The organism is Streptomyces roseifaciens (genome assembly GCF_001445655.1).
Lineage (GTDB): Bacteria > Actinomycetota > Actinomycetes > Streptomycetales > Streptomycetaceae > Streptomyces > Streptomyces aureoversilis.
The window spans coordinates 599,476-624,721 of record NZ_LNBE01000003.1; the positions used below are offsets into that span (position 1 = coordinate 599,476).

22 protein-coding genes, 1 tRNA gene and 1 pseudogene are annotated in these 25,246 nt (G+C 70.6%); 7 read left to right on the forward strand and 17 right to left on the reverse strand.

Annotated elements, in window-relative coordinates; translation table 11 throughout:
* Positions 1 to 64 precede the first annotated feature (64 nt).
* The 3 genes from AS857_RS08595 to AS857_RS08605 all read right to left on the reverse strand — a co-directional run bounded on the left by AS857_RS08595 (position 65) and on the right by AS857_RS08605 (position 4,183).
* On the reverse strand, positions 65 to 1,891 hold the full coding sequence (locus tag AS857_RS08595; RefSeq protein ID WP_173864763.1) for an AMP-dependent synthetase/ligase: 1,827 nt from the start codon (positions 1,889 to 1,891) through the stop codon (positions 65 to 67).
* A gap of 98 nt (positions 1,892 to 1,989) precedes the next feature.
* The gene (locus AS857_RS08600; RefSeq protein ID WP_058042532.1) at positions 1,990 to 3,192 is read right to left on the reverse strand and encodes a hypothetical protein; all 1,203 of its coding nucleotides are present in this window, start codon (positions 3,190 to 3,192) and stop codon (positions 1,990 to 1,992) included.
* Positions 3,193 to 3,319: 127 nt separating this feature from the next.
* The gene (locus AS857_RS08605) at positions 3,320 to 4,183 is read right to left on the reverse strand and encodes a LysR family transcriptional regulator (protein WP_058042533.1); all 864 of its coding nucleotides are present in this window, start codon (positions 4,181 to 4,183) and stop codon (positions 3,320 to 3,322) included.
* A gap of 95 nt (positions 4,184 to 4,278) precedes the next feature.
* On the opposite strand from AS857_RS08605, the gene AS857_RS08610 reads away from it, so the two are divergent.
* Positions 4,279 to 5,280: a bile acid:sodium symporter family protein gene (locus AS857_RS08610; RefSeq protein WP_058042534.1), complete on the forward strand. Its 1,002-nt coding sequence runs from the start codon at positions 4,279 to 4,281 to the stop codon at positions 5,278 to 5,280.
* Between the two features lie 320 nt (positions 5,281 to 5,600).
* Here AS857_RS08610 and AS857_RS08615 read toward each other — a convergent pair whose 3' ends face one another.
* Positions 5,601 to 7,805, reverse strand: coding sequence for a sialidase family protein (locus AS857_RS08615; RefSeq protein WP_058042535.1), 2,205 nt, complete (start codon positions 7,803 to 7,805; stop codon positions 5,601 to 5,603).
* Between the two features lie 66 nt (positions 7,806 to 7,871).
* Positions 7,872 to 8,831 (reverse strand): quinone oxidoreductase family protein, encoded by a 960-nt coding sequence (locus tag AS857_RS08620; protein ID WP_058042536.1) that lies wholly within the window; start codon positions 8,829 to 8,831, stop codon positions 7,872 to 7,874.
* Between the two features lie 135 nt (positions 8,832 to 8,966).
* Between AS857_RS08620 and AS857_RS08625 the strand changes: the two genes are divergently transcribed.
* Complete coding sequence (locus tag AS857_RS08625; protein WP_058042537.1) at positions 8,967 to 9,428, forward strand: MarR family winged helix-turn-helix transcriptional regulator; 462 nt, start codon at positions 8,967 to 8,969, stop codon at positions 9,426 to 9,428.
* A gap of 63 nt (positions 9,429 to 9,491) precedes the next feature.
* On the opposite strand, the gene fdhD is transcribed toward AS857_RS08625, so the two are convergent.
* Complete coding sequence (gene fdhD, locus AS857_RS08630) at positions 9,492 to 10,346, reverse strand: formate dehydrogenase accessory sulfurtransferase FdhD (protein WP_058042538.1); 855 nt, start codon at positions 10,344 to 10,346, stop codon at positions 9,492 to 9,494.
* A 220-nt stretch (positions 10,347 to 10,566) separates the two neighbouring features.
* Between fdhD and AS857_RS08635 the strand changes: the two genes are divergently transcribed.
* Positions 10,567 to 12,162, forward strand: coding sequence for an aldehyde dehydrogenase family protein (locus AS857_RS08635; protein WP_058042539.1), 1,596 nt, complete (start codon positions 10,567 to 10,569; stop codon positions 12,160 to 12,162).
* Between the two features lie 40 nt (positions 12,163 to 12,202).
* Here AS857_RS08635 and AS857_RS08640 read toward each other — a convergent pair whose 3' ends face one another.
* Entirely contained in the window at positions 12,203 to 13,522 is a 1,320-nt protein-coding gene (locus AS857_RS08640; RefSeq protein ID WP_058042540.1) for a DUF2254 domain-containing protein, read from the reverse strand.
* A gap of 115 nt (positions 13,523 to 13,637) precedes the next feature.
* Here AS857_RS08640 and AS857_RS08645 point away from each other — a divergent pair.
* Positions 13,638 to 13,725: transfer RNA gene (locus tag AS857_RS08645), tRNA-Leu, on the forward strand.
* Positions 13,726 to 14,394: 669 nt separating this feature from the next.
* Complete coding sequence (locus tag AS857_RS08650) at positions 14,395 to 15,420, forward strand: recombinase family protein (RefSeq protein ID WP_420823923.1); 1,026 nt, start codon at positions 14,395 to 14,397, stop codon at positions 15,418 to 15,420.
* A gap of 75 nt (positions 15,421 to 15,495) precedes the next feature.
* On the opposite strand, the gene AS857_RS08655 is transcribed toward AS857_RS08650, so the two are convergent.
* The 9 genes from AS857_RS08655 to AS857_RS08690 all read right to left on the reverse strand — a co-directional run bounded on the left by AS857_RS08655 (position 15,496) and on the right by AS857_RS08690 (position 21,852).
* Positions 15,496 to 16,350, reverse strand: a complete 855-nt coding sequence (locus tag AS857_RS08655) for an aminoglycoside phosphotransferase family protein (protein ID WP_058042542.1) — start codon at positions 16,348 to 16,350, stop codon at positions 15,496 to 15,498.
* Positions 16,331 to 17,236 (reverse strand): aldo/keto reductase, encoded by a 906-nt coding sequence (locus AS857_RS08660; RefSeq protein ID WP_058042543.1) that lies wholly within the window; start codon positions 17,234 to 17,236, stop codon positions 16,331 to 16,333. Before AS857_RS08660 ends, AS857_RS08655 begins: the two co-directional genes overlap by 20 nt.
* The gene (locus AS857_RS08665; protein WP_058042544.1) at positions 17,233 to 18,420 is read right to left on the reverse strand and encodes a cupin domain-containing protein; all 1,188 of its coding nucleotides are present in this window, start codon (positions 18,418 to 18,420) and stop codon (positions 17,233 to 17,235) included. Before AS857_RS08665 ends, AS857_RS08660 begins: the two co-directional genes overlap by 4 nt.
* A 14-nt stretch (positions 18,421 to 18,434) precedes the next feature.
* Positions 18,435 to 18,572: a hypothetical protein gene (locus tag AS857_RS40325; protein ID WP_173864736.1), complete on the reverse strand. Its 138-nt coding sequence runs from the start codon at positions 18,570 to 18,572 to the stop codon at positions 18,435 to 18,437.
* Positions 18,573 to 18,984: 412 nt separating this feature from the next.
* On the reverse strand, positions 18,985 to 19,818 hold the full coding sequence (locus tag AS857_RS08670; protein WP_058042545.1) for a helix-turn-helix domain-containing protein: 834 nt from the start codon (positions 19,816 to 19,818) through the stop codon (positions 18,985 to 18,987).
* Positions 19,815 to 20,327, reverse strand: a complete 513-nt coding sequence (locus AS857_RS08675) for a DUF6879 family protein (RefSeq protein WP_058042546.1) — start codon at positions 20,325 to 20,327, stop codon at positions 19,815 to 19,817. The genes AS857_RS08670 and AS857_RS08675 overlap by 4 nt, the downstream gene beginning before the upstream one ends.
* The gene (locus tag AS857_RS08680) at positions 20,311 to 20,523 is read right to left on the reverse strand and encodes a hypothetical protein (RefSeq protein WP_058042547.1); all 213 of its coding nucleotides are present in this window, start codon (positions 20,521 to 20,523) and stop codon (positions 20,311 to 20,313) included. Before AS857_RS08680 ends, AS857_RS08675 begins: the two co-directional genes overlap by 17 nt.
* Before the next feature lie 548 nt (positions 20,524 to 21,071).
* Positions 21,072 to 21,293: a hypothetical protein gene (locus AS857_RS08685; protein WP_058042548.1), complete on the reverse strand. Its 222-nt coding sequence runs from the start codon at positions 21,291 to 21,293 to the stop codon at positions 21,072 to 21,074.
* A complete protein-coding gene (locus AS857_RS08690; protein ID WP_058042549.1) occupies positions 21,286 to 21,852 on the reverse strand; it encodes an RNA polymerase sigma factor in 567 nt (188 codons plus the stop codon). The genes AS857_RS08685 and AS857_RS08690 overlap by 8 nt, the downstream gene beginning before the upstream one ends.
* Before the next feature lie 128 nt (positions 21,853 to 21,980).
* Here AS857_RS08690 and ctaD point away from each other — a divergent pair.
* Positions 21,981 to 23,597: pseudogene (gene ctaD / locus AS857_RS08695) on the forward strand (aa3-type cytochrome oxidase subunit I); the annotation flags it as partial.
* On the forward strand, positions 23,594 to 23,914 hold the full coding sequence (locus tag AS857_RS08700; protein ID WP_058042550.1) for a hypothetical protein: 321 nt from the start codon (positions 23,594 to 23,596) through the stop codon (positions 23,912 to 23,914). The pseudogene ctaD and the gene AS857_RS08700, both read left to right, overlap by 4 nt.
* Before the next feature lie 86 nt (positions 23,915 to 24,000).
* Here the strand turns inward: AS857_RS08700 and AS857_RS08705 are convergent, their stop codons facing one another.
* Complete coding sequence (locus AS857_RS08705) at positions 24,001 to 25,194, reverse strand: transglycosylase family protein (RefSeq protein ID WP_058042551.1); 1,194 nt, start codon at positions 25,192 to 25,194, stop codon at positions 24,001 to 24,003.
* Between the last annotated feature and the right edge of the window lie 52 nt (positions 25,195 to 25,246).

Consider the following 25,246-nt stretch of genomic DNA (forward strand, 5'->3'; position numbering starts at 1 on the left):
GTGTAGCCACCACGCTATTCCCCGAGGCCGTCGGCGGTTTCGCCCCGCGTGAGCCGTTCCGGTGTTACCCGCGGTACAGCGCGTCGACCTCGCGTGCGTACGCCGCCTCGATCGCCTTCCGTCTGAGCTTGAGCGACGGGGTCAGCAGGCCGTCCTCCTCGGTGAACCGGGCGCTGAGGATCCGGAAGGTCCGGATGGACTCGGCCTGCGAGACGAGCGTGTTCGCGGCCACCACGGCCCGCCGGATCTCGGCCTCCAGGTCCGCGTCGCGCAGCAGCCCGCCGGGCCCCGCCGGCTCCTTGCCGTGCAGGTGCAGCCAGTGCGCGACCGCCTCCTCGTCCAGCGTCACCAGGGCGGCCACGTACGGGCGGTCGTTGCCCACGACGACGCAGTGGGCGACGAGCGGGTGGGCCCGTACGCGCTCCTCCAGGGCCACCGGCGACAGGCTCTTGCCGCCCGACGTCACCAGGATCTCCTTCTTCCGCCCGGTGATGGTCAGATAGCCGTCCCCGTCCAGCCGCCCCACGTCGCCCGTCGCGAACCAGCCCTGCTGCAGCACCGCGCCCGTCGCCTTCGCGTCGCCCAGGTAGCCCGCGAAGACCTGGCCGCCGCGCAGCCAGATCTCGCCGTCCCCGGCGATCCGTACGGTGGTGCCGGGGACCGGCCGCCCGACCGTGCCGAAGCGGGGCCGCTCGGGCGGGTTGGCGGTCGCGGCCCCGGTCGTCTCCGTCAGCCCGTACCCCTCCAGCACGGTCACGCCCGCGCCCGCGAAGAACAGCCCCAGCCTCCGGTCCATCGCCGAGCCGCCCGACATGGCGTGCCGCACCCGCCCGCCCAGCGCCTCCCGCACCTTGGCGTAGACGAGCCGGTCGAAGACCTGGTGCTGGATCCGCAGCGCGGCCCCGGGCCCCGCGCCGGTGCCGAACGCCCGGTGCTCCAGCGCCTCCGCGTACCGCACCGCCACGTCGACGGCCCGCTCGAACGGCGCGGCCCGGCCCTCGGCCTCCGCCGCGCGCCGGGCCAGCGCGAAGATCTTCTCCAGGACGTAGGGGACCGCGAGGACGAACGTCGGCCGGAAGGCCCGCAGGTCCGGCAGCAGCGCGGCGGCGGTCAGCTGCGGCTGGTGGCCGAGCTTGACCCGCCCGCGCACCGCCGCGACCTGCACCATCCGCCCGAACACATGGGCCAGCGGCAGGAACAGCAGCGTCGCCGCCTCGTCGCCCGGGCGGGAGCGGAAGACCTGCTCGTAGCGCCTGACGACGTTGTCGGCCTCGGCCATGAAGTTGGCGTGGGTCAGCACGCAGCCCTTGGGGCGGCCCGTGGTGCCGGAGGTGTAGACGACGGTGGCCGGCGTCGCCGGGGTGAGCGCCATCCGGTGCCGATCCACCACGTCGTCGCCGATCCGGGCCCCGGCGGCGCTCAGCGTCTCGACGGCCCCCGCGTCCATCTGCCACAGGCGGCTCAGCCCCGGCAGCCGGTCGACGACCGAGCCGATCGTCATCGCGTGGTCCCCGTGCTCGACGACGCAGGCCGTCACGCCCGCGTCGTGCAGGATCCAGCTGACCTGTTCGGGGGAGGCGGTCGGGTAGAGCGGCACGGGCTGGGCGCCGATCGACCACAGCGCGAAGTCGAAGAGCGTCCACTCGTAGCGCGTACGGGACATGACGGCGACGCGGTCGCCGAACCGCACGCCCTCGGCGAGCAGCCCCTTGGCCAGCGCCAGCACTTCGTCCCGGAACGCGGCCGCCGTCACGTCCCGCCAGCGGCCGTCCGGCCCCTTGCGGCCGAACGCCGCCTGCCCGGGATCCTGCGCGGCCCGGTCGAACACGACGTCCGCCAGGCCTCCGACGGGGGGCGCCGTCACCAGGGGCGGCACGGTGAACTCGTGCAACGGGCAGCTCTCGCGCAACGGGCAGCTCCTTGTCATGCTCCGCACAGCGCGATGCCCCTACCCGGCCCTCCGGTCCCTCAACCGCCCCGCGAGGGTAATCAGCGGGGGCTCAGCCGGTACTCGACGCTGCTCGTCGCTCCACGGCTGCGCACGAAGGGGTCGACCCGCCCCGCCTGCTCCGCGGACGGCCCTTTCTCTTTCCGGTCGCCATAGACGAACGTGGTTCTCAGGTAGGGCACGCCATGTGCGGGAAACGTGAAGTAGGTACGGGCGTTGGGTTTGTCGCCGAGCACCAGGCGGAGCCAGCTCTGGACGGGGAGCGGTGTCGAATAGCACACCTTCCTGGGGCCCGGGTCCGGGTGACAGCGTGTGAATTCTCCCAGGTCGGTGGTGTGCGTGAGCAGGGAGAGGTGAACGGTCAGCCGCAGTTTCTCCTGTGCGTCGTTCCCGGCGTCGAACGCGAAGGACGTCACCAGTTTCTGCCCGGGAGTCAGGTGGCCGCCGGGCCTGATCAGGCGGCCGACCTTCAGCAGGCCCCGGTAGTCGCCCGGCTCCTGCCAGGCCACCTTCCAGGGTTTCTTCAGCGCCGACCTCACGACGTCCGGCTTCAATGTGGCGCCCGTTCCTCCCGAGCCGTGTCCGGTGACCGTGTAGAGGGCTCCGAACACGTCGACCGTGGCGGTGCCGATGTTGTCCAGCGTGACGGTCCCGCGCATGCGGGTCCCACCGCCGTCGCGTCCCACCTGCTCGAGTCCGGCCAGCACATTGACGCGTGGGAGCTCGTGGACCGGCTTGTGGAAAGTGAGGTACCAGAACTGGAACACGCCGAAGAAGGGAAGGAGGGCGATGACCACCTTCCAGGGCCGGTTCAGGGCCACCTCGGTGTGTGTGAGGAAGGCATTTCCCAGCACGAACAGCGCCGCCGCCAGGAGCAATGCGGCGATCACCAGCACCACGATGTCGCCGGCGTTGTGCGCAAGGCTGGGGATTTCGATCGCGAAAGGGACGATCAGGATGGGGACGGCGGATGCCTGTCCGGCGATGACGCTCGGGAATTCCCAGGGCCTGCGGCGCGGTCCCGGGCGACGATGCCATTGTCCGGCTTCCCGGTGGGTGTCCAGGAAGGCGCGCCCATTGACTGCCGCCACTGCGAGCCGCAGGACGCATGTGATCACCACCGGTGCGGAGGCGTCGACGAGTCCGGACGGAATCGTCTGCAGCGCGATGTCGAGCAGCCCCGTTGCTGCGAAAGCAATCGCATCGAACAGGAAAACCCAACGAAGCCACATCAGGATCGTCATGCGGACACGCTAGGTCAGTCCCGCGATCGCCCTCGGAAGGCGCACTTGGGCCCCGCTCGGCCTGCAGCTCCTGCTCGGCCTGTAGCTCCCGCTGCCTTTGCAGCTCCCGCTGCCTTTGCGGCTCCCGCTACGTCTGCAGCCGGTCGCCCGCCGCGAGGACGGCCTGGGCCAGTGCCTCCGCGGGCTGTCTCGCCGCGCTGTCCGGCGCGGCGCCGTGCAGCAGCACCACGTCGACCCCGCCCAGCTCGGGCAGGCCGGGCCCGGACGGGAGGTGCACCAGCCCGGGAGGGATCATGCCCAGGGTGTGCGCCATGACGCCGAGGCCGGCGCGGGCCGCGGCCACCAGGCCGTTGAGGCTGCCGCTCGTGCAGACCACCCGCCAGGCCCGGCCGCTGCGCTCCAGCACCTCCAGGGCGCGCGCCCGGGTCACCGCGGGCGGCGGGAAGGCGATCAGGGGCAGCGGCCGGTGGGGGTCCAGGCGCAGCCGTTCGCCGCCGATCCACACCAGCCTGTCGCGCCACACGAGCCTGCCGTGGGGTTCGTCGGGGTGGCGCTTGGCGAGCACCAGGTCCAGCCGTCCGGCCGCCAGCCGCCGCTGCAGCGTCTCCGACAGGTCGACGGTCAGCTCCAGGTCCACTTCCGGGTGCTCGCGCCGGAACCCCTCCAGGACCTCGGGCAGCCGCGTCAGCACGAAGTCCTCCGACGCCCCGAACCGCAGCCGCCCGCGCAGCCGGGTGCCCGCGAACCAGTGCGCGGCGCGCTCGTTCGCCTCCAGGATCGTGCGGGCGAAGCCCAGCATGGCCTCGCCGTCCTCGGTCAGCCGCACGCTGTGCGTGTCGCGGGTGAACAGCTGCCGCCCGGCCGCCGCCTCCAGCTTGCGGACCTGCTGGCTCACGGTCGACTGCCGGACGCCCAGGCGGACGGCGGCCTGGGTGAAGCTCAGCGTCTGCGCGACGGCCAGGAACGTACGGAGCTGCACGGGCTCGAACACACGACGAGCCTAGCGCCGCTCATCGCGTTTCGTGATGACAGTCAGAGCGGCGAGCGGGCTTCCGGATAGCCGCGGGGGACGGCAGGCTGGGGTCCATGCCGCGCATTCGCATACGCGTTCCCATCGACCCTTATGTAGCGGCCCTCCTGGGCACCGTGGCCCTCGCCGCCCTCCTGCCCGCCCGGGGCCAGGCGGCGACCGTCGCGGGCGGCGCCTCCACCGGCGCCGTGGCGCTGCTGTTCTTCCTCTACGGCGCCCGCCTCTCCACCCGCGAGGCGATGGACGGCCTGCGCCACTGGCGGCTGCACCTGACCGTCCTCGGCTGCACCTTCGTGCTCTTCCCGCTCCTCGGCCTCGCCACCCGCGGCCTGGTCCCCGTCGTCGTGACCCCCCAGCTGTACTCCGGGCTGCTGTTCCTGTGCCTGGTGCCCTCGACCATCCAGTCCTCGATCGCCTTCACGTCCATCGCGCGCGGCAACGTGGCGGCGGCGGTGTGCGCCGGATCGTTCTCCAGCATCGTCGGCATCGCCCTCACCCCGCTGCTCGCCGCCCTCCTCCTCGGCAACAGCGGCGGCGGCTTCTCCTCCCGCTCGCTGCTGTCGATCGTGCTGCAGCTCCTCGTGCCCTTCCTCGCGGGCCAGCTGCTGCGCCGCCGGGTGGGCGGCTTCCTCACCCGGCACAAGAAGGTGCTCGGCTACGTGGACCGCGGCTCGATCCTCCTGGTCGTCTACACGGCGTTCAGCGCGGGCATGGTCCGCGGCATCTGGCACGAGGTCACCCCGCTGCGGCTGCTGGCCCTCATGGGGGTGGAGGCCGCCCTGCTGGGCTTCATGCTGACGGTCACCACGTACGGCTCGCGGTGGCTCGGCTTCAGCCGCGAGGACGGGCTGGCCATCGTCTTCTGCGGCTCGAAGAAGAGCCTGGCGGCGGGCCTGCCGATGGCGGGCGTGCTGTTCGGGGCCCAGGCGAGCCTGGCCGTGCTGCCGCTGATGCTCTTCCACCAGATGCAGCTGATGGTGGGGGCGGTCCTGGCGAAGAGGTACGGGCGCGGGGCGGTGCAGGAGCCTGCGGCTGTGCGGGCGCCGGCGCGGGCTTGATGCCTGCGGCTGTTGTCTGAGCCTGGTGCCTGCGGCTGGTGCCTGTGCCTGGTGCCTGTGCCTGGTGCCTGGGTCTGGCGCCCGGGCCTGTCGCCCCGACCGCGGTCGGCGGGGCCTGGAAGGCGACCGGCGGGGACGGGGCCGCGACGGGCGGGGTGTGCAGCAACAGGCGGGGCTGTACAGCGACAAGCCGGCCCGGATTGCGGCAGGCGGGGCGGGACAAGCCGGCCCGGGCTGCAACAGGCGGGGCCGGACAGCAACAAGTCGGCCCGGACTGCGGCAGGCGGGGCCCGGGCCGCGGCAGGCCGGCGCCCCCGGGCTCAGCCGACGCGGTCCAGGGGCAGCCACAGCACGACGTCGCGCGGGGACCCCGGCCGCCGCCCCGGCCCTGTCCCTGACCCCGCTCCCGGCCCCGGCCTCCCGCCCCCGCGCAGTCGCGCGACTTCACGGTCCGTCAGCGCCCGCCCGTACACCCGGACGTCGTCCAGCTCCCCCGTCAGGTGCTCCCGGCCGTCCGGGCGCTGCCCCAGGTGCACCCCGAACGTCGAGTTGCGGCTCACCGCCCCCGGCACGCCGGCCGCAGTCGCCGCCGCCCCGTCCACGGTGAGGACGATCCGCCCCCCGCCGCGTCGCAGCACCGCCTGGTGCCACAGCCCGTCCCCGTACGCGCCGGCGGACCGTACGACGACCGTCCGGGCGGGCCCCGCCCCGGCGACCGCCGTCACCTGCCCGGTGACTCGCCCCCCGGGCGCGAGCCGGAGCGCCACCTGGGGCGCCCCGCCCATCCCGCCCATCCACAGCAGCGGCTGCTCACCCCGCGCGGCCGCGGCCGCTGACCGGGACCGGAACCACAGGGCGGCCGTGAAGTCCCGTTCGCCCAGCGGCAGGGAGGGCCGGTAGGGCAGCCGCACGGCGTCGTCCACGCCGTCGAAGGCGAGAGCGCCGTCGCGGGCGAGGCCGCCGCCGGAGCGCCCGGCGACCGGGCGCGGGCCTCCCAGGACGAGCGCGCCCCGCGCTCCCGGCGCCCGGTCCGGCGTCACGGGTGAGGGCGCGGGGCGGGGCCCCAGCCACTCCTCCGTGAAGCGGGCGAACCGGATCTCGTCGCGCGCGTCGCGCTTGCCCGCCTCGTAGAGCAGGCCGGTCGTGACGCCGCCGGCGTCTGCAGGGCCGGCGTCCGCAGAGCCGGCGTCCGCACCGCCGTCGGCCGCGGCCCGTTCGGCGGCTGACCTCTCGGTGCCGGACCTCTCGGTGCCGGAGCCCTCTGCGTCGGAGCTCTCGGCGCCAGGCTCTTCGGAGGCTCCCTCGACGACGGCCATGTCGGAGTAGCCCGCCCAGTCGGCCGTGACGAGCCTGCCGTGCTCCACGCCCTCCCAGGTGCGCCCCTCGTCGTAGGAGGAGCGGATCGTCATCGAGCGCCGCCGGTCGGGGTCGGCGGGCGAGGCGAAGAGCCAGCGCCCGGGGCGCGGCACGGCCACCGACCCCTGCACCATGGGCGTGTAGAGGTCCGGGACCGCCCGGAAGGGGCCGTCGAACCCCGTGCCCCCGTCCGGACTGACGGCGAAGTCGCGGTTGCCGAGCTCGGTCCCGTCCTGCTCGCGCCCGCCCGCGTACACCGAGCCGTCGGCCCGCTCGGCGAGCGTCAGCTCGGACGGCTTCTGCCCGTACGTGCCCTCCGGGGTGATCTCGTGGGTGTCCACCGCCCCCAGCCGCCAGTGCACGCCCCCGTCGTCGCTGAGGGCGAGCGCCGCGTGGTTGGCGCGGACGCGGGTGCCGTCGTGGCTCTCGGCGTTGAGCCCGACGACCAGGCGGCCGCGATGGGGCCCGCGGGTGAGCCGGAGGCCGTGCCCGGGGCCGGTGGCGTACCAGGAGTTCCAGCCGGGCGGCCGCAGGTCACGGGCGACGTCCTGCGGCGCGGACCAGTGCGCGCCGTCGTCGTCGCTGTACTGCAGGTGGGGGATGCGGTCGCAGGGCACGTCGCAGTTGCCGCCGCCGGGGCGGCCCTTGTTGTACGTGGTGAGGAGCGTGATCCGGCTGCTGTGCGCGTCGACGACGGGGGCGGGGTTGCCGTGGGTGTCGCCGCGGCCCTCGTCCACCACCTGCAGCGGACTCCACGTGCGGCCGCCGTCGGCCGAGCGCTTGACGACGACGTCGATGTCGGTGGCGTCGCTGCAGTCGCCCTTCCTGCCCTCGGCGAAGGCGAGGACGGTGCCGCGGGCGGTGGTGGCCAGCGCCGGGATGCGGAAGCAGGCGTAGACGCCGTCGTCGGCCTCCTGGCCGGCCTTGAACAGGACCTGCTCCTCGAACGCGGCGGGCGAGGCGCCTGTGAACCCGGCGGACGGGGTGCCCGTCGCACGGGCCTGCTGCGCCGCGACGGGCGGCAGGAGGAGGAACGAGCCCGCCAGCGCGGCGGCGACGATCGTGTCCCTGACGGGGTGCCGGGGAACGACCTTGACGGGGCGTTGGAGAACGGCCCTGACGGGGCGTCGGGGGACGGCGGGACCAGTGCGGACGTGCGGCGGCGCCATGAGGCCGAACGTAGGTGCCGTACGACTGTCACACAAGGCGGACTCGGCCGATGAGCCCATACGGGTTCACACCGGCCGCAGGACGACCTTGCCCAGGTTGACGCGCGCCTCGATGATCTCGTGCGCCTGCGCGGCGGCCTCCAGGGGCAGCTCGACGTGCACGCGCGGCCGCAGTCGGCCATTGGCGAACAGCTCCCACAACTCCTGCCGCCACTGCTCCATCAGCTCCGGCCGGTGGCGGGCGATGAGCGCCATCTGGAAACCGATCGCGGACTTCGCGCCGACGAGCAGGTCGTACGCCTCGATCGTGCCGCCGCCCGAGCTGTACGCGACGAGCCGGCCGCCGGGCGCCAGGGCGGCGAGGGCGGGGGAGAGGAGCTCGCCGCCTACGGCGTCCAGGACGATGTCGACCGGACCGCCCGAGCGGTCGGCTTCCCTGGCGGCGAGGTCGTCGTACGTCACGACGTGGTCCGCGCCCAGCTCCCGCAGGAAGCCGGTCTTGGCCTCCGCCGCCGAGGCGCTGACCGCCGCCACGACCCGCCCGGCGCCGAGCTCCTTGGCGAGCTGTACGGCGAGGTGGCCCACGCCGCTCGCGGCGGCCGTCACCAGCACCGACTCGCCTGCGGCCGGGCGGGCCGCCGCGTAGGCGCCGCGGGCCACCAGGCCGCAGCGGACCAGCGCCACGGCGTCCGTGGCGCTCGCGCCGTCCGGCACCGGCGAGGCCATCGCGACGTTCAGCAGGGAGTGGTCGGCGTAAGCGTCGGCGAAGCACAGGCCTGTGACGCGGTCGCCGACCGCGAAGCCCGTGACGCCGGGGCCGGTCGCCACGACCTCCCCGGCGACCTCGCCGCCCAGGCTCGCGGGCAGCGGGAGGCCGCCGCCGCGCACCTTCCGCACGACCGGCAGGGTGACGCCGGCGGCCTCGGTGCGCAGCAGCAGTTCGCCGGCGCCGGGCCGGGGGACGTCGGTCTCCTCCAGCTGCAGGACCTCGGGGCCGCCGTTCTGGTGATAGCGGACACGGCGCATGGGCACGCACCTCCACGGGTTTCGTTGGGTTCCCCAATGGGTTTCGTTGGGAGCCCCAACGGTAGACCGAAATTCGTGGGGGTGTCCAACGTTTTTTGTTGGGAGTGCCAACGGTTTCTTCGGTAGGGTCGCCCCATGACCGAGCCCCATGAGCCCACGCTCGACCGGATCCGCGCCCTCCCCAGCTGGCTCCTCAACCGGGCCTCCGCGCGTGGCCGCCGCCTGCTCGGCGAGGCGTTCGCCCGCGAGGGCCTGCGCATGCCGCACCACGCGGTCCTCGCCGCCGTGGCCGACTCCGGCCCCGTCGCGCAGGCAGCGCTCGGCCGGATGACCGGCTTCGACCCCAAGGACATGGTCGGCATCCTCAACGACCTCCAGAGGGCCGGGTTCGTCACCCGCACGCCCGACCCCGGCGACCGCCGCAAGAACGCCATCGCCCTCACCGCCGAGGGCCGCAGCTGCCTGCACCGGCTCGCCTGCCTGGGTGACGAGGCCAACGAGGCGCTGCTGGGCGCGCTGACGCCCGCGGAGCGGGAGCAGTTCACGGCGCTGCTCGCGCGCGTGGCGGAGGAGCGGGAGGAGGGCCCGGTGGCCTGATGCCGATGGCCTGATGCCGGTGGCCTGATGTCGGCGGCCTGGCGCAAATGGCCTGACGCGACGTCAGTCGTTCGCCGCCCGCTCCCGGAGGGCGATCCGCTGCTCTCCCGCGTACACGTTCATCGACGCCCCGCGCAGGAAGCCCACCAGCGTCAGCCCCGTCTCCGCCGCGAGGTCCACGGCCAGCGACGAGGGCGCCGAGACGGCTGCGAGCACCGGGATCCCGGCCATCACCGCCTTCTGCGCCAGCTCGAACGAGGCCCGCCCGGAGACCATCAGCACCGTCCCGGACAGCGGCAGGAGGCCCTGCTGGAGCGCGCGGCCGACGATCTTGTCGACGGCGTTGTGCCGGCCCACGTCCTCGCGAGCGTCCAGCAGCTCGCCGTCCGCGGAGAACAGCGCCGCGGCGTGCAGCCCGCCCGTGCGGTCGAAGACCCGCTGCGCCTCCCGCAGCCGGTCGGGGAGGGAGGACAGCAGCGCCGGTTCGAGCCGCATCGGGCCCTCCGGCCCGTCGGACAGGCGATGCCGCGCCGTGGTCCGTACGGCATCCAGGCTCGCCTTCCCGCACAGGCCGCACGAGGACGTCGTGTAGACGTTGCGCTCCAGGGTGACGTCGGGAACGGGCACGCCGGGCGCGAGGCGCACGTCGACGACGTTGTACGTATTCGAGCCGTCCTCCGTCGCGCCCGCGCAGTAGACGATGTTGGCCAGCTCGTCGGTGCGGCTCAGCACGCCCTCGCTCACCAGGAAGCCCGCCGCGAGCGCGAAGTCGTCGCCCGGCGTGCGCATGGTGATGGCCAGCGGCTTGCCGTTCAGCCGGATCTCCAGGGGCTCCTCGGCCACGAGCGTGTCGGGGCGGGCGGTGACCGCCCCGTCCCGGATGCGGATGACGCGGCGGCGTTCGGTGACCCGTCCCATGAGCGATCAGTCCCGGAGGTGGTGGGGTTGCTGGACGCTCCATTGTGCCCGGGCGTGACGTGGGCCTCATCGGGGGCCGGGGCGCCTCCCGCGGCCCGCCGCGTGGCTACCGTTCCGTATGACTACCGTCCGGTAGTGGACCGCCGACGTTCCCGCCCCGCCCGTACAGATCCCCGTACCGATCCCCGTACAGATCCCGTACCGAGAGCGGAGATCAGCGATGGCATCCGACCGCACCCCTCCTTTACGCGAGACCTCTCATTCACGGGGGACGCCCCCGCCCGTCCTCGCGCTCAAGCCCGGCACCGAGTGGGCCGGGGCCTGGCAGCGCTGTCTGGCCGCGGCCCCCGAGGCGTTCCGCGACGACCGGGTCCTCAACCTCTGGGCCGGCACCTGGCGGCCCGACGGCAAGCCGCTGCCCGCCGTCACGCCCGTCGACGGCACCCCCGTCCCCGGCCCGCCCCGCCTCGACGCGGCCACCGCCCACCGGGCCGTGCGCGCCGCCGTGGACGCGCACCGCGCCTGGCGCCACGTCCCGCTCGCCGACCGCAGGGCGCGCGTCGCCGCGGCCCTCGACGCCCTGGACGCCCACCGCGACCTGCTGGCGCTCCTGCTGGTCTGGGAGATCGGCAAGCCCTGGCGCCTGGCCCGGGCGGACGTGGACCGCGCGGTCGACGGCGTCCGCTGGTACGTGGCGGAGATCGACCGCATGCTGCCGGGGCGCACCCCGCTTCCCGGCCCCGTCAGCAACATCGCGAGCTGGAACTACCCGATGAGCGTCCTCGTCCACGCCATGCTCGTCCAGGCGCTGGCCGGCAACGCCGTGATCGCCAAGACCCCCACCGACGGCGGCCTGGCCTGCCTGACGCTCGCCTCGGCGCTCGCCGCGCGCGAGGGCGTCCCCCTGACCCTGGTCAGCGGCAGCGGCGGCGAGCTCTCCGAGGCGCTCGTGCGCGCCCCCGGGATCGGCTGCGTCTCCTTCGTCGGCGGCCGGGACACCGGCGCGCGGGTCGCCACCGCCGTGGCCGACCTAGGCAAGCGCCACGTCCTCGAACAGGAGGGCCTCAACGCCTGGGGCGTCTGGGACTTCACGGACTGGCCGGCGCTCGGCGCGCGGATCCGCAAGACCTTCGAGTACGCCAAGCAGCGCTGCACGGCCTACCCGCGGTTCGTGGTCCAGCGCGAGGCCTTCGCGGACTTCCTCGCGGTCTACCTGCCCGCGGTGCGGGACGTCCGCTTCGGCCACCCGCTCGCCGTGGAGGCACCCGGCGACGACCTCCCCGAGCTCGACTTCGGCCCTCTGATCAACGCCGCCAAGGCGGAGGAGCTGACCGGCCAGGTGGCCGAGGCCGTACGCCGGGGCGCCGTTCCCCTGCACCGCGGCCGCCTGGCCGACGGCCGCTTCCTGCCCGGCCAGGACACCGGCGCGTACGTACCGCCCGTCGCGCTGCTGAGCCCGCCGCCCTCCTCGCCCCTGCACCACGCCGAGCCCTTCGGCCCCGTCGACACCGTCGTCCCGGTCGACACCGAGGCCGAGCTGCTCGCCGCCATGAACGCCAGCAACGGCGCGCTCGTCGCGGCCCTCTCCTGCGACGACGAGGCGGCCTTCGCGCGCCTGGCCCCGCAGGTCCGGGCGTTCAAGGTCGGCCGCAACGGCCCCCGCTCGCGCGGCGACCGCGAGGAGCTCTTCGGCGGCTTCGGGGCGTCGTGGCGCGGGGCCTTCGTCGGCGGGGAGCTGCTGGTGCGGGCGGTGACGGAGGGGCCGACGGGTGAACGGCTCCCGGGGAACTTCCCGGAGTACCACCTGATGCCGTGACGGCCGGGCCGCTGCCACCGCGCAGTGAGGGTGAGGTGTCCTAACCGATCCCCTGCCGGTCGGGCAGCAGCGCGAAATCCCGGTCCGCCGCGTCCGGCACCGTGCGCGCCACGGCGTGCTCCAGCAGCGCGCGGTGCCGCTCCAGCGGCGGGCGCCGGTCCTCGGGGACCAGCCACCACAGGTCCTCCAGGGCGGCCATCAGCCGCCGGGTCACCTGCGGGCTCCCGGTCGCACAGCCGCGGATCTCCGCGAACCCCAGGTCGACCAGGTCCGCCCAGCCGGGGACGTCCTGCACCAGGCGCACCGCGCCCCGGCGGTCGCAGTGGTGCAGAGCCCCGAGCGGGCGGCGGGCCAGGGCCGCGAGGAACTGGGTGATCCGGTCCAGGCTCTGCACGGCCGTCGTCGGATCGTTCACGGCGGGGGACAGGGCCCGCTGCGCGATGTCCGACAGCTGCCGCAGCCCGAAGCCCAGGTCCTGGTGGAAGGTCCGCTCCACGCCCACGGACACGGTGTACCGCAGCGCGCGGGGCGGCGGCGCGGCCCCGCCGTGGACCGCCAGCACCGGCGTCCCGGGCACCACGAAGTCCCCGATCCGCGGGATCAGCCGCAGCACGACACCGTGCCGCCGCGCCACCCGCACCAGCCGCGCGACGTGCACGTCCCGCAGCACCCCGGCCCGGCCCGTGTGGGCGATCTCCGCGCCCGGCTCCGCGAGCACGGGCCGCTCGTCGTCGGCGACGCCGTGCTTGTCCAGCACCCGGAAGGACTCCCGGGTGATCCGGTCGATCACGTAGCTCACCCGCATCAGCCGCAGCGTGGAATTCACGTAGGCGACGAACAGGCCCAGGCTCACCAGGACCAGCAGGACGCACACGATGCCGGAGAAGACCGGGACGGTGGAGACGGTACGGGGGTTCTCGTCGCCCTCGTACGACGCCTGCACCAGCAGCGCGAACAGGAACGTCGCCAGGAAGACCCCGAACGTGCACTTGGTGATCCGGCTGCGGACGTACAGCCGCACCACGCGCGGGGAGAACTGCCCGCCGGCCATCTGCAGTGCGACCAGGGAGATCGAGAAGACCACACCGATGAAGGTCAGCATCGCCGAGCCGACGGTGGTGATGATCGTCTTGGCGTCGTCGGCGATCCCGATCAGGGCCTCGACGGCCTCGTAGTCCCCCTCCGCCTGCAGCATCCCGACGACGAACCGGTCCACCTCCAGCACCCCGGCAGCCAAGGCCGCGGCGCCGACGAGCCCCGCGGTGGGCGTGAACCAGAAGGTGTCCCGCAGGTGCTCCCGCAGCGGCGACAGGGGCCGCGGCCGCCGCCGCGCACCCGCCACCGTCCGGGTTTGCCCCATATTGCCCATAAGTAGACCTTATGGCCCGCGCAGATACCCAGGTGAAAGGCACTCCGAAACCTTGGTATTGTTATCCATGTCGCCGCGGGGAACACCCCGCCGGAGACAACACCTGGTCCGGGTGGCGGAATGGCAGACGCGCTAGCTTGAGGTGCTAGTGCCCTTTATCGGGCGTGGGGGTTCAAGTCCCCCCTCGGACACCAGCAGGAACCCCAGTTGATCTGGGGTTTTTCTGTTTCTCCGGCTGTGGCGTGACCAACCACGTGACCAACAGCCGAGCGAATCTCCTGGTCAGACCAGGGATGACAGGCCGAGACGGCTGGCACTGGAAGCGGCCAGCTTCTTCGCTCCCTCAGCGCGACGCCTGCCGTACCGCGCCATGGTGTAGCCCGGCGAGTGGTGCCGGGCGTTGGCCGAGACCTCTACCGGGTTCTCGTGGTTGTCGAGATCGTTCGTGATCTTCGACGCCCGCCAGTCGTGCAGCCGGACAACGGCGAAGAGGACCAGGGGCGCGGCAGCGCCCCACCTGGCGAAGAGGCAGCGGCGAAGAGGTGAGCAGCAAGGGGCGGCCGTCTGGCCGCACAGCCCGAAGCCACTTCGACAGAGCGGCCCCGCCAGGGGCCGACATCACCAAGCCCAAGAAGCTAGCCAGGTGGGGCGCTGCCGCGCCCCCACAGCGCGAAGCCGCAAGAGCAAGGCGTAAGGGTAAGGGGCCGCTTACGCGGCCACAGAGTCAAGCCAGTTACAGCAAGCCTCAGAAGGCTTCACTCCTGTGCAGCCTCCGACTGCCGGCCAGATCAGGAGCAGCGCTTTGACCTGCGCTTTCTTTGCCGCTGTCTCGCTTCGCCGTTGCCCTGACGAGGTCTGGAACCGTGGCAGGATCTGAGCTGCTAAGACATGGCGGTCGGCGCTTTCGCCTTCAGGGGGTCATACCCCCACCCCTTCGCCGTTGCCTTCACCTCGGGCAAAGCCAAGTCCTTACCCTTCCCTCCGCCGTCGCAGGCTCCGCCTTGCCATGTGGCAGGCGAACGACCGTACGGCTCTATGCGCGGCCGACAGGCCGCACGCCTCACGAGGCGACGAGACCAGCACGACAGGCCGTCAGGCACCCGAAGTGCGAAGCCCCCGCAGGTAGCTCCTGCCGGACGACCACGGGCAAGGTCGCAGCGAACTACCACACGGGCCGCTTCGCCCTCGTGCCTGCACTCAAAGCGGAACTCGCGGTGAAGACTCCGGCTGACCGCAACCCCGGTAAGCCGTGGGTTGCTGGCGAGGTAGTCCCCGTGGTGTCCGAAGCGATACCGGGCGCAGCGATCCGACTTGGCTATGCCAGGTGCAGCACGGTCGGGCAGGAACTCCAGAGCCAGTTGGACATGCTTGCCCGTGCCGACTGCACGCGGGTCTTCTCCGAGAAGATCAGCACCCGTGTGAAGGAGCGGCCGGAACTGGAGAAGGCGTTGGCTCTGGCGCGGGAGATCAAGACAGCCGCTCCGAACCAGCCCGTCATCCTGACCGTGGTCGAGATGAAGCGTCTCGCCCGCAACGCGGCAGAGCTCATGACGCTGTCCTCCACCCTGCAAGCGGACGGCATCCAACTCGAACTCCTCTCCGGCCCCTTGCAGGGTGTGTACGACCCGAACGGGGCGGGTGCCATCGTGTTCGCCGTCCTGGCCGTGGCCGCAGAGGTGGAGCGGGAAGGCATCCGGGAGAAGACGTTGGAGGGGCTGGACACTGCGGCACGCAAGGGCAACCACGGTGGGCGCCCCTCCGTAGTCGACGACGACAAGCTAGCCGTAGCCCGTGCCCGACACGCCAAGGGGGAGAGCGTCACAGCCATCGCTAAGGCCCTGGGGATCGGTCGTGCCACTTTGTACCGGCACATCGGAGAGGGCGCCTGAGACGGGCGCACAGGACGTTGAACGCGTAGGGCCTCGGCGTCAGGGGGAAGATCACCGAGGCCCGTGCGGGAGAGATCATGCACTTACTTCGGAGTGTATGGGGACCGGTGGCCGAACGCCGGTGAGTGACTCCGCACGAGTGAGCAGGCGTGGCGCAAGGTCCGGATACCAGCCACGTGCCACGGCTTGCAGCATCTCCGCCAGGGCCGCGAGTTCTCCGATTCGGCCAGCGGGGGTGTCCAGGACCGCAGCGAACTCCTGCCGGATACGGTCGGCCACGTCAGGGACAAGCAAGCTGTTGACGTGGAGGAGGCCCGCGTCGTAGCCAAGGGGCACCAGCCCCCACCGCTCCCAGTCCAACAGGCACAGGGGTGCGCCGGTGAGGTTGCCCCAGTGCAGATCACCATGACCGGTCACCCGCTCCACCTTGGCGGGGGCCGGAATGCCGAGGAACCGAGGGAAGGCTCGTTCGATCCACCCGTCCCGAACGGTCGTCTTCACACCCTCCGCCTCAGCGAGCAGGGCAAGGGCTTGGCGAAGGTCCGTCCACCACTCATCCGGCAACCCCGGGTCGTGGTCGATGTCGGCTCGGTCCGGGGACACCACGGCTTGTGTGAGGTAGTCGAGGACTTCGGCCTGGAAGGCCCACTCCCCGTCAGTCCAGTCATGCACTGCGTAGAGGTGAGGGCGAGGGACGCCGTCAGGCACCAGCTCAGAGGCTCCGACGATGCCCTCCCCCTGTTTCCTGCCCGCGTTCCTCTTTGCCGTCCGGCTCACCCGTAGCCACCGGTCTCCCGCTCGGCGTCCGAGGGTGACGCCAAGGAAGCCCCATGCCAGCGGCCCCGTGCATGTGAGGCCCAGAGCCTTGGCCGCCCGGTCGTGGGCGACCTCCATTAGGGCCTGTACCTCCTCATTCAGAGGCGAGTTCATCCGTTACCTTCCTGAGTTCCTGGTCCGTCAGCGGCGCAGCCAGAGCCTTGGCCACATCGTCCCAGTGCTCGCGAGTGCTCGCGGAAGTCAGGACGATATCGAGGCCGGGGCACGAGCCAGCGGCCAGCAGGGCAGCGGCTGCGGCTGACAGGCCAGGGCGGATGAGCTTGACCAGTTCGGGTGTCATGGCATCAAGGAGTTCGCCCCCGTGCAGGGGGGCGGAGCCGAACGTGATCACCCCCGCTTCCTTCGCCTGCACCAGCGGTCCGCCGCCGTCGAGTGCCTGCCTGATCAGGTCATCCATGACCAGGCTGACAGGCACCTGCAAGCCCGTGAAGTGATGTTTGGCGGAGCCTGCCGCTTGCCGGGCGAGCGCGAGCAACTCGGGAACGCTGAAGGCTCCGGAGCGCAGACCCGACCATGTGGCGACGCCGTACCCGGCGATCCTGCCCGCGTGGGCGAACTCCTCCAGCGCCGTGAAGGCTTCCCGCACACGCCCGTGCAGAGCGGCACGGTCAAGGCCGTGCCCGTGGTGCTCGGGGTTGTGCACGAACACCAGGTCCACGCGGCCGAGCGCGGCCAACGAGCGCTCCGTCTGCCAGCGAACGAAGCCCCGTTCAAGGCTGTGCCTACCGGCCGTCTCTTCCCGGGTGAGCACGCCCTCAGTCATGGCGGTGCGGCCTTGCTCCTCCGTGAAGAACCCCGCCTTCGTAGCTACCCGCACGGTCGGGTACTCCCCGAGAACCGGCCGCAGCTCCTCATGCGCCCGGCCATGGGCGTAGTTCGGTGCCGTGTCTACCCATGGGCTACCCGCAGCCAGGGCGGTGCGTGCCGCCTGACCTACGGCACGCACGCGGTATGTCCCCAGGGAGAGTGCGGCGGTCACAGTGCCGTCCCCACGACTGCGACGGTGTGCCCGTCGATGAGGACGGAGACTAGTTCGGCCACCTCCTTGACCTCCAGCCCGGCCGAGTCGGCCATCTCGCCGAGAGTGGTCGGCTGATTAGTCAACAGCGAGCCCAGCGCGGGCGCTGCGGACTCGGCGAAGTCCCACGCGGTACCGGCCGCCGAGAAGGTGACCGTGCCCTCTGTGCGGTTCGGCGTCAGGCGGCCCCTCGGTGCGGTGAGCTTCACCGCGATCTCCCTCCGTGCGGGGAGTCCGTCCACGTACGGCAGTGACGGAATCGCGTGGCCCAGGTCGGTCGTGTCGATCGACTCCGCCCACCGCTCCACGAGGCGCGGGTCCGCCATCATGTCGGCCACCTCACGGCGCACAGCGTCGATGAAGTCCGACTGTTCCACCAGCGAACCGAAGCGCGGCATGTCCCTGCGGAGCGCGAGGGACGCCCGAAGCTGATCGACGACCCAGAGCATCAGGTCAGCACCCGTGTGCGGCACCATGCCGAACGTCAGGTGCAGGGATTCCGTCCCCTGGTCAGCGGTGACCGAGTGCCACCAGCCGCGCGGCAGGTAGAGCACGTCACCCGGGGACAGAACGAGGTCCGCCACCGGGTCGTGGTCCGGCTCCTCCGGCGACTCCACGTCCCGGAAGGTGGGCGCCTCACGGGTCATCCCCCACAGGCGCCACCGCTTCGAGCCGTGCAGTTGGACCACGACGACACCATGGTCGTCCCAGTGCCGGCCGAAGCCCTCCCGCTCGGTCCACGAGGCGTACACGTTGGCCTGCACGGAAGTCCCGAGGAAGCGTTCCAGCCCTTCGGCAGCCGCTCCCACGGCGGGGTGGATCTTCTCCACCGCATCGAGGACCAGCGACGCCCCATCTCGGAGCTGGGCGTGGAAGTCGGACGGCTGGATGCGGGACCAGGTAACCGCGCGGCGGTTCGTGGTCGGGATCGCGTAGCGGTGCAGCGGGACCATCTCGCCGTCGACCGACAGGCGCAGCCGGGGCGGCTCCAGCCGCTGCGTGGCGATGATCCGGTTCAGGTCGTCCCAGGAGAACAGGCCCGCCGTGTCGGCGGCCCCGGGAAGGTGCGCGTAGGAGCGGTGGTACGTCTGGGCGAGGAACGTGTCCCCGCCCAGACGCCCCGCCCACGAGGCTGCATCAAGCACCGTGGGCGCTCCCGTCAGTCGTTGCCGTCGGAACGGCCACTGCTGACGTCCGACTCCTGCTCGGCGCGGGTGCGCGCGGCCACGATCTTCCGCTTCGCGACGAGCAGTCCACCCCCCTCGGGGGCGGCCGACGTGGTGTTCTGCTTCACCATCGGACTTACCTCTCTCTTCTCGGGGACTCCCACCGGGATTCCGGCAGGAAGCAAAGGGACAGCGACGAGCGCGGCGGACGCCGACCTCGGTGGCGACGGGCGCCCCGTGCACCGAGGGCACCCGCACGGCGGGTACTTGGTCGGCGAACCCAAGATCACCGCGTTGCGCGGGTTCACCTGCACCGTGCGCACCGGGCCGTACGTCCGGCCCCCGTCGTATGACACCCGGAGAGTCATGCGCCCGGTCGTCATGAGCGCACACCAGCGTCAGGACCGAACCTCCGCCGGTACCCCAGCCGCCACCCCACGCCGTAGCGGACCCACTTTTCGTTTCGCTCGGTCGCTGCCATGGAGGAAATCATTGGCCTAGAAAGCGACGGCTGTGTAGTTCTTTCCCGTCATGGACTAAAGATCATGAACGGCAGGCAGCAGACCACTCCGCCAGCAAGACTCGCGCTTCGCCCCCGAACAGCGCATAACCCTCCAGCGTGGAGAACAGTTCCAAATGCATTTCGATGTCGCGCGGATCTCTGAGGATCACGACACCGGTGGTGTTCTCCACAGTGGCCAGGGTGTTGTCGTAGACAGTGAAAGTGTCCATCGGAGCAATAGGCTTGTACCCTGCGATTGGGATGACGCCGAGCTTCACATTCGTCAGATGGGTCAGTGAAGCCAGCCGGTCAATCTGCATCGCCATCGCAGCCGGGGGCAGGAGTGGCCACCTCACAGCCTGCTCGGTAAGAATGAAGGTAAACCGCTTCTTCGTGTCGTAAAGAACCTCCTGCCGCTCCAGCTTCCTTGCGATCGTCTTAGTGACATCGGCCGGAGAATGGGAAAGGCTGGCTCGGATGTACTCAGGAGTGGACAGCAGTCCTGTAATCATCGAGAGCAGGAAGAAGCGGAACTCCGTGGACGAGGATTCAAGGGCAGCAAGTTCGGTCTGCTTCTTCTCCAGGCCCCTACGTCGCAGCGAGCGCAGGTCTTGCCATTCGGTGTTGGCCAGCCTCGCAAGGGCAATGACCTCCTCGATGACCTCGGGCGGAGCCGCGACGGCCCGGAGGATTCTTTCCAGGTCCAGCAGACTCGGTTGAGCTTTCCCATTCTCGATCCGGCTGATCTTCGATTGGGACATGTTGCAACGCCGAGCGAGCCGGTCCCCAGTGAGGCCGGCTCGCTTGCGTAGTTCTTTCAGCAGGGCGGCCAGTTCTTGCTTCGGCTGCCCCAACTGTTCAGGGTCGAACGTCACCCGCTCACGTACTCCAGGAATGGAACCGACTCGGCAACCGCAATCCGCTTCCACTGCCGGTACGGCTCGGGATCACCCTCGTACAGTTCCCGGTTTATCTGCGTCCCGTCCGCCCGGTAGTTCATCAGGACCACCTTGGACTCATCGAACATCCAGAAATCCTGGTCCGGGAGTCCCGGGTTCTCCCGGTCGGTGAGGTCGAGGATGCGGATATCCTCGCCCGCCTTCACGTGATGCCGGTAGTAATACTCGAACTCGAACCGAAGATAGTCCGAGAGCGGGCGGGTCACGACGTGCACCCTGCCAACACTCTTTCCTTCCGAGGTCCATTGCCGAACCTCGTCCATCCAACCCGAGGTGTAATCGTCCGGCGACTTCTCCCCGGCGAGAAAGCGCTTCAGCTTCTCCGCTTCCTGGGGCATGGTGTAGACGGGCAGCGTTTCCAGCCGCCACGCCCCACGCTCCATGGAATCGAAGCAGTCATTCCACGCGTCACCATCCAAGAGCACGGACGGCCTCCCTCAGAACGTCCTCGGGAATCTTCACCAGCGCCTCACCGGCCGGGGGCTGGAACGCGGCGCACTGGTCGCCCTGAACAACGATTCCGCCGTCCGTCTCGTCGCGGTAGACGTTCGGGCAGTCCTTCTCTCCACATTCCCCGGTGCCCGTGCCGGTGAGCCGGGTAAGCGCCGAACGTTCAGACATGCCAAACCCCCTCGCTCTGGCCCTGTTGGGCCGCCTGCCCAACGACAGTAGAAGGGGTGGCGCTACGCGTCTATGCGTGAACGCGACTATGCGTGTCCTTGCATAAACAGGTCCCGACCAGCCCAGCCCACCCCCAGGTACGTGGTCGTGCACTTGCCCGTGCACACTGGGCGTAGCCCGTGGCGCCGTCCGGGAGCCTGACCAGGGTCGGACGCCTCGGAGGAGGGTTGGTCACGTGACCAACGCATGACCAACAGGGGTCCGAGAGGGACTGAAACAGCAGGAAAGAAGAGGAGAAACGCCCGCCGGAATCGAGCCTGTCAGCGGGCGTTTCCCCAGGTCAGAGCGGTTGCGGGCTGGTGCCCGAGTGGAGAGTTCAAGTCCCCCCTCGGACACCAGTAGAAACCCCAGTTGATCTGGGGTTTTTCTGTTTTTCCGGGTAGTGGCGCGACGCACTCGACCGGCGTGGCCGGGCCCGTCGCTGATGTGTGGTCTTTGCCCGTGCGAGTGGTCCCTCGCGCGCAGGCCGGGCTGCGCGCGCTTCGAGATCAGCGGAATGCCGACAGGCTCAGGGCGAGCACCCCGACCAGGGCGAGCACCGTGGCTTCGGCCCGGACGATGAGGAGGACCCCGGCCCTTTTGACGCGGTCGCCGTACAGGAGGCGGTTCAGGGCGCGTTCGGCGTCGGCGTCGAGCGGGCGGTCGCGCCAGGGGCCGTCGCCGGAGGGTACGGGGTTGGCCGCGCGCAGCAAGTCCAGTTCGTCATGCATCGTCGTCGCCTCCAGCGCGCACGTCGGTCGGTGTGTCGGACCCTACGGGCAGGGCGGCGGGCCGTATGCGGTCGGCCTCGGCGCGCAGCCGGCGGCGGGCCCGGTGCAGGCGCATGGCGGCGGCGCTGCGGCTGCAGCCCAGGGCCACGGCCAGTTCGTCGAGGGTCAGCTCCTCCCATGCGGTCAGGCGCAGCGCCTCCTGGTCGGCCGGCGAGAGGCGGGCGAGGGCCTCGTGCACCCAGGCGCCGGGGCGGTCCGCGTCCGGGCTGTCCACGGTGTGCCGGCGGTGGGCGGTCTCGTGGTGGCCGAGCCTGAGCAGGAGACGGCGGTAGCGGGACATGCCGCGGACCGTGTTGGCCAGGCAGTTGCGGGCCACCCCGTACAACCAGGGCAGTGGCGGGTCGGGGATCTCCGTCCGCCGTCTCCAGGCGATGGAGAACACCTCCGACACCACTTCTTCCACCTCGTGCGCCTGCCCGTCCAGCCGTCGCGCCACGAAGCGGCTGACCGCCCAGTAGTGCGCGCGATAGGCAGCGGCGAAGGCTTCCTCCGTGCTCATGATCGGCTGATGTCCGGCATGGCAGAGATCTTCACATGCGTGTGGTGTGAGGTGGATCGCACGCCGGCGGGCCGGGGAGCGGTGAAGGAACGCGGGGGTCCGGACACGTACGGGGCATGAGATCCCCCGTGAAGTGGCTGACCACCACCGACCACAAGACGATCGGCACGCTCTACCTGGTCACGGCGTTCGCGTTCTTCTGCATCGGCGGGCTGCTCGCCCTGCTGATGCGCGCCGAGCTGGCCCGGCCGGGTCTGCAGATCGTGTCGAACGAGCAGTTCAACCAGGCGTTCACGATGCACGGCACGATCATGCTGCTGATGTTCGCGACGCCGCTGTTCGCCGGTTTCGCGAACTGGATCATGCCGCTGCAGATCGGCGCGCCCGACGTGGCGTTCCCGCGGCTGAACATGCTCGCCTACTGGCTCTACCTCTTCGGCTCCCTGATCGCCGTCGGCGGGTTCCTGACTCCGGACGGTGCCCCCGACTTCGGCTGGTTCGCCAATTCGCCGCTGTCGGGCGCGCAGTATTCGCCGGGTGTGGGTGCCGATATGTGGATCATGGGTCTGGCCTTCTCGGGCTTCGGCACGATCCTCGGTTCGGTCAACTTCATCACCACGATCATCTGCATGCGCGCGCCCGGCATGACGATGTTCCGCATGCCGATCTTCACCTGGAACGTCCTGCTGACCGGTGTGCTGGTCCTGCTGGCCTTCCCGGTGCTGGCGGCGGCGCTGTTCGCCCTGGAGGCGGACCGCAAGTTCGGGGCCCACGTCTTCGACGCGGCCAACGGCGGTGCGCTCCTGTGGCAGCACCTCTTCTGGTTCTTCGGCCACCCCGAGGTGTACATCATCGCGCTGCCGTTCTTCGGCATCATCTCCGAGGTCATCCCGGTCTTCTCCCGCAAGCCGATGTTCGGCTACTGGGGTCTGATCGCGGCGACGATCTCGATCGCGGGTCTGTCGGTGACGGTGTGGGCGCACCACATGTACGTCACGGGCGGTGTGCTGCTGCCGTTCTTCTCCTTCATGACCTTCCTGATCGCGGTCCCGACCGGTGTGAAGTTCTTCAACTGGATCGGCACCATGTGGAAGGGCTCGCTGTCCTTCGAGACCCCGATGCTCTGGGCCGTCGGCTTCCTGATCACCTTCACCTTCGGTGGTCTGACCGGCGTCATCCTGGCCTCGCCGCCGATGGACTTCCACGTCTCCGACTCGTACTTCGTGGTCGCGCACTTCCACTACGTCATCTTCGGCACCGTGGTGTTCGCGATGTTCTCCGGCTTCCACTTCTGGTGGCCGAAGTTCACGGGCAAGATGCTGGACGAGAAGCTCGGCAAGATCACCTTCTGGACGCTGTTCGTGGGCTTCCACGGCACGTTCCTGGTCCAGCACTGGCTGGGCGCCGAGGGCATGGTGCGGCGCATTTCCGACTACCTGGACGCGGACGGGTTCACCGCGCTGAACACCATCTCGACCATCAGCTCGTTCCTGCTCGGCTTCTCGATGCTGCCGTTCATGTACAACGTCTGGAAGACCGCCAAGTACGGCAAGAAGGTCGAGGTCGACGACCCGTGGGGCTACGGCCGCTCGCTGGAGTGGGCGACCTCCTGCCCGCCGCCGCGGCACAACTTCCTCACGCTGCCGCGCATCCGCTCCGAATCCCCGGCGTTCGACCTGCACCACCCCGGCGTGGACGCGCAGCCGGGCGTGGAAACCGGTGCGCGGAAGGAGGCGCTCGCATGAGGACGACCGCCGAGGCCATCAACGAGATCGAGGGATATCTGCTGTGGGAGGAGGAGAAGCGAAAGGCGCGGGAAAGGGCCCGGGAATTCACCGCCGTAATTCCCTGGCTGACCGACTCGCAGCGCGCCGACCTCGAACACCGCTACACCGCGGACCAGCTCGCGACGTCCCGCACACATCTCCGGCGCATCGTCGCGAGAAGCACTGAACTGCGCGCCGAGTACGAGGCGGTGTACCAGGCGCTCAAACGCCGGACGGCCACGTGGTGCGTGGTGTGCGGGGCGGTCTGGGCGGCCGCCGTACTGGCCTTGCGCTGAGCCGGCCGGAGCCCGAGTGCCCCTCGAACACCAGAAAACCCCAGTTGCCTGGGGTTTTCTGCTCTTCATGGCGGTGCGGGGGCAGGTCACCAGCCGGACGTGCCGATCTCGATGCGCGGCTTGAAGGCGCTGTTGGAGCCGTCGTTGGGGTAGAGGTAGAGCTTGCCCGTGCGGTGGGGGTCGGAGTCCACGGCCACGAGGTCGATCTGGCCGTCGTGGGTGAATTCGCCGGCCGCGTAGTCGGAGATGCCGTTCCAGCCGCCGGCGCCGAGTTCGATGGAGGAGCCGGCGTCGAAGGTGTGGTTCTTCACGTCCGGCTGGAAGAGCAGCAGCTTGCCCGTCCTCGTGTCGGTGGCGATGAGCTCGGGTGCACCGAGCTGGTCGAAGACGCCTGCGGAGATGACCTTGCTCATGCGGTTCCAGTCACCGGTGCCCCACGGGACGCGCTTGCCGAGGGTGTCCAGGCCGGACTTGCCCGTACCGGGGTAGAGGTACATCTGTCCGGTGTCGGCCTTCACGGCGATCAGGTCGTCCTTGCCGTCGCCGTTGAAGTCGGCGGCGGCGAGGTGCTTCATGCCGTTCCAGGCGCCGGAGCCGATCTCCATGCGGTCGTCGAAGGCGTCGAGGCCCTTGGCCTTGGTACCCGGGTAGAGGAAGAGCTCCCCGGTCTCCTTCTTCACGGCGATCAGGTCGTCCTTGCCGTCGCCGTTGAAGTCCCCGACGGTGAGGTTCCGCATGCCTGTCCAGCCGCCCGAGCCGATTTCGACGCGGTCGCCGAAGGTGTCGAGTCCGCTCTTTCCGGTGCCGGGGTAGAGGAACAGCTTCCCGGTGGAGACCTGGACGGCCAGGAGGTCCTTCTTGGCGTCGCGGTTGAAGTCGCCCGTGACCAGTTCCGTCATGCCGGGGTCGGCCGGCAGGGGCTTGGACGGGAACGGGTCCGCGTGGTCCTTGCCGAGTCCGTTCTTCGGGCCGCAGTTCGGCCAGGCCCGCTCGCCCTGCTTGTCGAGCACCTTCTCGGCTATGCGTATCTGCTCCTCCTTGGTGGCCAGATCGGCGCGCTCGGCGTACTTCTTGCCGCCGAATTCCGCCCAGGTTCCCTGGCTGAACTGCAGACCGCCGTAGAAGCCGTTGCCGGTGTTGATGTGCCAGTTGCCGCTGCTCTCGCACTGGGCCACCTTGTCCCAGGTGGCGACGGAGGCCGCCTGCGCGGCCGGGCCGGAGGCGAAGAGAGACAGTGCGGTGATCCCGGCGACGCCGGTGGCGGCCAGCAACGCGCGCATACGGGATGACGATGACGTGGACATCGGACCCTTTCTTGGAGGGGAGAGGAAG

What these genes read in the sequence shown, in the direction of transcription:
- AS857_RS08600 (WP_058042532.1), bottom strand. Translation starts at nt 3,192, where the DNA reads ATGACGATCCTGATGTGGCTTCGTTGGGTTTTCCTGTTCGATGCGATT.
- fdhD (WP_058042538.1), bottom strand. Translation starts at nt 10,346, where the DNA reads ATGGGACGGGTCACCGAACGCCGCCGCGTCATCCGCATCCGGGACGGG.
- AS857_RS08700 (WP_058042550.1), top strand. Translation starts at nt 23,594, where the DNA reads ATGAGGACGACCGCCGAGGCCATCAACGAGATCGAGGGATATCTGCTG.
- AS857_RS08625 (WP_058042537.1), top strand. Translation starts at nt 8,967, where the DNA reads ATGACCGAGCCCCATGAGCCCACGCTCGACCGGATCCGCGCCCTCCCC.
- AS857_RS08655 (WP_058042542.1), bottom strand. Translation starts at nt 16,350, where the DNA reads ATGAACTCGCCTCTGAATGAGGAGGTACAGGCCCTAATGGAGGTCGCC.
- AS857_RS40325 (WP_173864736.1), bottom strand. Translation starts at nt 18,572, where the DNA reads ATGGTGAAGCAGAACACCACGTCGGCCGCCCCCGAGGGGGGTGGACTG.
- AS857_RS08680 (WP_058042547.1), bottom strand. Translation starts at nt 20,523, where the DNA reads ATGTCTGAACGTTCGGCGCTTACCCGGCTCACCGGCACGGGCACCGGG.
- AS857_RS08620 (WP_058042536.1), bottom strand. Translation starts at nt 8,831, where the DNA reads ATGCGCCGTGTCCGCTATCACCAGAACGGCGGCCCCGAGGTCCTGCAG.
- AS857_RS08685 (WP_058042548.1), bottom strand. Translation starts at nt 21,293, where the DNA reads ATGCATGACGAACTGGACTTGCTGCGCGCGGCCAACCCCGTACCCTCC.
- AS857_RS08610 (WP_058042534.1), top strand. Translation starts at nt 4,279, where the DNA reads ATGCCGCGCATTCGCATACGCGTTCCCATCGACCCTTATGTAGCGGCC.
- AS857_RS08615 (WP_058042535.1), bottom strand. Translation starts at nt 7,805, where the DNA reads ATGGCGCCGCCGCACGTCCGCACTGGTCCCGCCGTCCCCCGACGCCCC.
- AS857_RS08705 (WP_058042551.1), bottom strand. Translation starts at nt 25,194, where the DNA reads ATGCGCGCGTTGCTGGCCGCCACCGGCGTCGCCGGGATCACCGCACTG.
- AS857_RS08690 (WP_058042549.1), bottom strand. Translation starts at nt 21,852, where the DNA reads ATGAGCACGGAGGAAGCCTTCGCCGCTGCCTATCGCGCGCACTACTGG.
- AS857_RS08640 (WP_058042540.1), bottom strand. Translation starts at nt 13,522, where the DNA reads ATGGGGCAAACCCGGACGGTGGCGGGTGCGCGGCGGCGGCCGCGGCCC.
- AS857_RS08635 (WP_058042539.1), top strand. Translation starts at nt 10,567, where the DNA reads ATGGCATCCGACCGCACCCCTCCTTTACGCGAGACCTCTCATTCACGG.